Source organism: Natroniella acetigena (assembly GCF_023227745.1).
GTDB classification, from domain to species: Bacteria; Bacillota; Halanaerobiia; order Halobacteroidales; family Halobacteroidaceae; genus Natroniella; species Natroniella acetigena.
In genome coordinates this window covers 21,467-27,674 of the sequence record NZ_JALKBX010000031.1, presented here as the reverse complement: position 1 = coordinate 27,674, position 6,208 = coordinate 21,467, and the positions used below count along the sequence as shown (strand labels likewise).

Annotated in this window: 9 protein-coding genes; 8 read left to right on the top strand and 1 reads right to left on the bottom strand. The window is 32.5% G+C overall.

Translation table 11 applies throughout. The annotated features are described in order from the left end of the window. The first annotated feature begins 209 nt into the window (after positions 1–209). The 3 genes from MWH25_RS07945 (at position 210) to MWH25_RS07935 (ending at position 1,412) form a co-directional block, all read left to right on the top strand. Entirely contained in the window at positions 210–770 is a 561-nt protein-coding gene (locus MWH25_RS07945; protein WP_248627118.1) for a manganese efflux pump MntP, read from the top strand. Between the two features lie 68 nt (positions 771–838). Next, on the top strand, positions 839–1,045 hold the full coding sequence (locus tag MWH25_RS07940; protein ID WP_248627117.1) for a hypothetical protein: 207 nt from the start codon (positions 839–841) through the stop codon (positions 1,043–1,045). Between the two features lie 88 nt (positions 1,046–1,133). Beyond that, a complete protein-coding gene (locus MWH25_RS07935; protein WP_248627116.1) occupies positions 1,134–1,412 on the top strand; it encodes a hypothetical protein in 279 nt (92 codons plus the stop codon). A gap of 125 nt (positions 1,413–1,537) precedes the next feature. Here MWH25_RS07935 and mnmH read toward each other — a convergent pair whose 3' ends face one another. After that, complete coding sequence (gene mnmH, locus MWH25_RS07930) at positions 1,538–2,605, bottom strand: tRNA 2-selenouridine(34) synthase MnmH (protein WP_248627115.1); 1,068 nt, start codon at positions 2,603–2,605, stop codon at positions 1,538–1,540. A 589-nt stretch (positions 2,606–3,194) separates the two neighbouring features. Between mnmH and MWH25_RS07925 the strand changes: the two genes are divergently transcribed. The 5 genes from MWH25_RS07925 (at position 3,195) to MWH25_RS07905 (ending at position 6,208) form a co-directional block, all read left to right on the top strand. Continuing rightward, complete coding sequence (locus tag MWH25_RS07925) at positions 3,195–3,881, top strand: phosphoribosylaminoimidazolesuccinocarboxamide synthase (protein ID WP_248627114.1); 687 nt, start codon at positions 3,195–3,197, stop codon at positions 3,879–3,881. 19 nt (positions 3,882–3,900) lie between these two features. Then, a complete protein-coding gene (locus MWH25_RS07920) occupies positions 3,901–4,215 on the top strand; it encodes a BON domain-containing protein (RefSeq protein ID WP_248627113.1) in 315 nt (104 codons plus the stop codon). 230 nt (positions 4,216–4,445) lie between these two features. Continuing rightward, positions 4,446–5,036: a TetR/AcrR family transcriptional regulator gene (locus tag MWH25_RS07915; protein ID WP_248627112.1), complete on the top strand. Its 591-nt coding sequence runs from the start codon at positions 4,446–4,448 to the stop codon at positions 5,034–5,036. A gap of 271 nt (positions 5,037–5,307) precedes the next feature. Beyond that, entirely contained in the window at positions 5,308–5,775 is a 468-nt protein-coding gene (locus MWH25_RS07910; protein ID WP_248627111.1) for a hypothetical protein, read from the top strand. A 34-nt stretch (positions 5,776–5,809) separates the two neighbouring features. Beyond that, on the top strand, positions 5,810–6,208 hold the full coding sequence (locus tag MWH25_RS07905; protein ID WP_248627110.1) for an FMN-binding protein: 399 nt from the start codon (positions 5,810–5,812) through the stop codon (positions 6,206–6,208).

Below are 6,208 nucleotides of genomic sequence, written 5' to 3'. Positions count from 1 at the left end.
ATTTCAAAAATTGACCTAGGGGAAACTATACCCTAAAATTAAGTTCCAAATTTTTACTTGACATAGGACGTCTATATTTATAGCTTGATTTTATAAAAATCAATTTTTTAAAAATTATATTTTAACTTTAAAGCTTAATTAGTATAATAAAGAAAAAATAAATTGAGAAATATAAAAGTAAATAGTTTTAGATTAAGGAGGAATAATTAATGATACCATCAATTTTACTAGCGATATCTTCTACCCTTGATGACTTGAGTATAGGTTTTTCTATGGGATTAAAGAAAGGGCGACTTGCTGTACGTTCAATCTTTGGAATAGCTATTATTTCAGGGTTGACAATGGCTATTGGTCTGTTAATTGGGGAGCAACTTGCTCTTTTCTTTCCCGAAAGGATCGATATATATATCAGTGTCACTGTTTTTGTTCTATTTGGTCTATGGTTTTTGTGGGAAGGATATAGTGAGAATAATCAAGAAAAAGCTCAGCAAAAAGTTGAAGCAACCTTAAAAGAAAAGCATTATATGTCATGGTATGCAATTATAACTTTGGGGTTGGCCCTGGGAGTAAATTCATTATTTTTAGGATTTTCTGGTGGATTACAGGATTATCCAGTATTCTTTACCAGTATTGCTACTGCAGCTGCTAGTATGCTCTTTATCTGGTCAGGTTCTCGATTAGGAGGGCGAATGACAGGATGGATTGGTGATCGGGCTAATTATATAGCAGGAGGCATATTAATTTTTATGGCAGTAATGGAACTGGTTTAGGTGATAAAAAGTACTAGTATTTTTATTGTATTTAATCTGCAAAATATATTCTAGGAGGTGAGTTTTAAATGAAGGAAGAGCAGAATAGAAGAGATAATGACTTTCTAGATAATGATATTGCAGAGGAAGCTATTGATAATCTCGATCCTGGAGGTACACGCCAGCATAATATAAAAGAAGAAAGAGATCTTTTATCTCAAGTAGATCTTGAGATAGAAATATCAAAAAGTTTTAAAGAGGACATTGCAAGAATAATTGGAGGATATAATGGTTAATTGCTAATTTATAAAATATATTCTCGGAGGTGAGTTTTAAATTAAGGAAGAGCAGAATAGAAAAGATAAGGGGCTTCCAGATGATGATGTGGCAGAAGAGATTATTGGAAACCTTGATCCTAGAAATACAAGGCAGGGAAATATAAAAGCAGGTAGGGTTGATATGTCTCAGGTAGAAATAGAAGAAGGGCAACAAAGTGATTTTAAGGATAGTATGGCACAAACAAGTGGGAATGATCAAGTATTATTAAGCTCTCCAGCTAGTGAAGCAGCTGAAGATGAAAATATTAATAGAGGTAGAACTGGATTAAAGGAGATTATAGAAGCTGCTGAAAAGAATTTAGAAAAGAATAGGATCGATGAATGACTAGAATAAAATGAAGATAAAATTTTAAATTATGAGTAGAGAAGTAAGAAGTGGCTTTTCAAATTTAACATTTTATGATATTAATCTAAGTGGGCCAACTGCTCACTTAGATTTTTTTAAGTTCTTTAATGTAGCTCTAGGTTAGTAGTGGACTTAATCAATTGGTCAGTTATTTTGTTTAAGTTATCATCTTCAATTATTAGAGAAAAACCGTTAAGTTGATCTTGAGAATATTTATAGAGAGGATCGTAGTACTTTGTTAAAAGAATCTTAACTACTTTTTCTAACTCTCCTGCTTGACAATGATTGACCAATTTTTGATAATCATCTTTTCCTGCTTTCTTGATCAGATATTTTTTGACTACTGAAATGGATTCTAAAGCCCGCTTAATGAAGGTCGTTTTGTCTTTTTTGTAACTAGCTGAATATTCTGTGAGGATCTGGTTGACCCTGCTTTCCAGTGAACTCTTAATTAAGATATGGATACCATCTTCCATTGCTTCTAATAGGAAGTCTGGTAAGACGGAAATACCGATTCTCTTACTTTCAGATTCAATAGCGATTAGAGGTGTTTTGTTTAAATTTTCTAATTTTTTCCAGAGTAACGAGTCAAATTTCTTCTGATTAGTAGGCACACCTAAGCCAATACTACCGAAGGCTGAACCACGGTGGTTGGCTAGTTTTTCTAAATCTATGATAGGGATTCCATTGTCTTGTAATCGATAAAGGAGTTCAGTCTTACCAACTCCAGTAAATCCGTGAAGAACTAATAATCTACTATTTAAATCGTAGCCTTCTAACTCGTTGAGAATAAACCGACGATAGGATTTATAACCTCCCTTTAACTTATAGACAGTGAGCCCTACCAATTCACAGAAGAGGGCAATACTTTCACTTCTTAAGCTACCCCTAGCACAGAAGATAATGATACTTTCATACTGTTCGGTCAATGGTTTGATCTGTTTTAGCAGTTCAGGTATCTTAGGTGCTACCAACTCCACTGCCAGCATTTTAGCTTGAGCAGGGCTTTTCTGGGTGTAGATCTTTCCGACCTTGGCCCGTTCTTGATTATTAAAGATAGGGATATTGACTGCTCCAGGGATAGTTGCTTCCTTGAATTCATCAGATGTTCTCACATCAATATAGACTGTTGATTCTTGTTGTAATGTTTCTTGATAAGTTATTAATTCCATAAATTTATTCTCCTAGATTCGTTTTTATTGTTTAGGCAATTATGTTTTTTAAAGATTGTGGATAACTTTTATTTTTAAAGGTTTTAATGGTTTACTTAACCTTAGACTTAGCCTTAGGCTATGACCGAAGGTCATTTTGTTTTTAGATATACTATCTTATTGTACCGTTTTCAGCAAAAAATATTTAATTCCTGCTTTAGCAGATTTAGTTTTTATAGAAATAAGAGGATAAGATGGGGTACTGTAGAGATAAAGGATGAACTTAGTCTCTTTATATGATATAATAAAAGATAAATTTAGTCAGGAAATGATAAAGTTAAGAGATCATCATATTAGTAATATGGATGATTTTAGTGTTTTAAACGTGTGATTTTGAATTTCTTACGGGTCTTAAAAGAACAAGCCCCTTCGTGAAAACCATAAAAATCATATCAACTATCAATTGTCAATTAGACGGGGGGATAGAGAAATTTAGTTATCTGCGAAGCATTGTGCTAACAGGCTTTAATTTAGTAAATGGTTTTTATTACGGAAAGTCTAATAAGACTTGTAGGGAGAGCATTATATTAAAATTAAGGAGTTGGTATTAATGGATTTAGTTTATACGGGGAAGACGAAGGATGTATATGCTTTAGAGGATGGCAACTACTTATTAAAATTTAAGGATGATGTAACAGGTGAGGATGGAGTCTTTGATCCTGGAGCAAATGAGGTTGGACTAACAATAGAAGGAGCGGGAAGAGCAGGATTGAGATTAACAAAGTTATTCTTTGAAAGATTAAAAGAAGAAGGAATACCTACTCATTATATTGATGCAGATATTGAGAAAGCAACTATGACTGTAATGCCTGCGGAAGTATTTGGAGAAGGAATTGAAGTAATTTGTCGTCATAGGGCAGTAGGGAGCTTTTATAGACGTTATGGTATGTATGTTGAAGAAGGACAACCCCTAGATTCTTTTGTGGAGATTACTCTTAAGGATGATGAGCGTAAAGATCCACCGATCACTAAGGATGCTTTAGATATGTTGGGCATATTAACTGCTGATGAATATGAGACAGTAAAGGAATTAACACAGAAGATTGCAGATGTAGTCAAAGATGAGCTTAGTAAAAAAGGGCTTGAGCTCTATGATATCAAGTTTGAGTTTGGTAGGGTAGGAGATTCTGGGGAAATTGTATTGATAGATGAAATATCAGGAGGAAATATGAGAGCTTTCAAGGATGGAGAGTATATCGAGCCATTACGTTTAGAAAAACTAATGTTGGAGAAATAAGGTAGATTCTAATAATGATGTGGATGACAAGAAGTTAGAGATGGAAGTTAGTATAGATGGTGCAATTACTGATGATGATGTTGATATGGAAGTGGCTGAAGAGATTGAAATTCAGACTGAGTTAGAAAATAAGATAACAGCTGAGAGTAAAAAAGGAGTAGTACATTTATTAGGTACTGTTAATAGTGAAGAGTTAAGACAGCAAGCAGATGAAGTTACTGCTAAAGCTCGTGGTGTAACTGGGGTAGTTAATCATATTAAAGTGGATGATGATGTTGATGAAACTGGAGATCCTTTTCATGCTCAGGTAAGAAATGATCGTGAAGAAGATTAATAATAAGTAAAAGAAAATAATTTAAATTAAAAGCTCTAGACCCTTATATTGATAAAATTTTAGAAAATAAAGTATGGTTAACTTTAAAGTTAACCATACTTTATTTATTTTTGGATATTTTTATCGGAGAGTATTGACAAATAAAAGATTATAAAGTATACTTATACAATATGAATGATATTCACATTGTGAATACCATTCATATTGAAAGTTACAAAGGAGATGAAGAAATGGATAGAAAAGAGATTCAACAGCAAAGGATGAGAGGATATTTTATTGAAGCAGCTAAGAAGGTTGTTAAAGAAGAAGGGGTTAACAATTTGACTGTAAAAAAGGTAGCTAATTTAGCAGGTTATGCTGCAGCAACTTTATATAACTATTTTGAAGATTTAAATGAACTGTTATTTTATTGTATAGTAGATTTTTTTGATGACTGTAAAGAAGAGTTATTAGAAGAGGCAAAGAAATATAATAATCCAAAAGAGAAGGCTATTAATCTAGCTAAGGTATATGCCAAATTTTTCATTGAAAATCCTAATATATATCAACTCTTATTTCTTGAGGATTTAGGTGTTCCTCCAAAAGAGATTATAGGAGAAAATTATGTACCAGAGGTGGTAAAATTATCAGCAAAAAATTTAGAAGAGTACGCTAAAGAAGAAGAGATAAGCAAAGAAGATGTAGAAATTTTATTAGGATTAATGGCTAACTCCATTCATGGAAATCTATTGTTCTTTATTAAAAGAAGAGGGGTTAATATGACCAAAGAAGAGGTGATAGAAAAGATAATAAGGGAAGTCGAGTATGTGTTAGAAAATTAAATAATGAATAGAGAAGAGGGTATTATGAAGGAAAAAATGAAGATGTATTTTTAGCAGGAACTATGTCAGAATCTAATCTAAATGGTGCAATAAATCAGGATATAATCTCAATTTTGTTGGCTTTTTTTCTGCTGAGCTTATCATTATATTTATTAAGAGCTAGTATTATAGGGTTTTTATAGTAGTTTTAGGTTTATTGGGCTACTTTTTATATGCGTATGGAATTTTTGTAATACAAGGGGTATATACACCTTTGTATTTGGTTTAATTATTGATTTTTGGGCTATCTATACATGGGCTTTATTTTGGTATGGAAAGCTTTAATATGGAGAAAGTTAACGATGCATCTTTATCTAAGGGGATTAGGATTTCTAGTGCCGTCTTTTTAATAATGATTTTAGTAGTACTTGCCCCCACTTGGGTGTTAATTCCTATTCCTTATATTCAAAGAAATGTACCTAGTAATGTTTATGCGGTCCCGATTTTAGATTCAACTTTATATTTTCCTCTTTTTGGTATAACGGTTGTGAAACTTCTACAGCAAAAGCCAATTGCTAATCTATTAGCAGGAATAATGCTGATAAAAACAGTAACGGTATGTTTATCATGGGGGTTTGCAGAATGGAGGTCAACTGTTGTAGATTATCCTATGGCTATCATTTCTAGTTTATTAACAGTAGTTAGCTTGATATTGTTTATTATATACATATTTAAATTAGAAGATAAAGTTGAAAGTTAGAGAATTATTAAAAAATAAAAAGAGGTGAAGGATAATGATTAAAATTAGAAAAAAAGTTTTTCTTTTATTAATTGGATTTGTGTTAGTGAGTATTTTAGTTGGTTGTATAAATGTAGATGTAGAAGGGATCTTGGCAGATACACACATTGAAAATGTTGATTTAATCCAGGTGCAGGATGGAAGATATGAAGGTGAACATATTGCTGGAGAAGTAGTGGTGGTAGTAGCAGTTGAAGTTGAAGGGCATCAAATTAAGGATATTGAGATTTTAAAGCATGAAAATTGGAGAGGGAGTAAGGCAGAACTGATTGTTGAAAATGTTTTAGAAGAACAGACATTAGAAGTTGATGTGATTAGTGGAGCTACGATAAGTAGTAAGACTATATTAAAAGCAACTGAGAATGCTCTTAGAGAGGGAGTAGAGGATGAATAA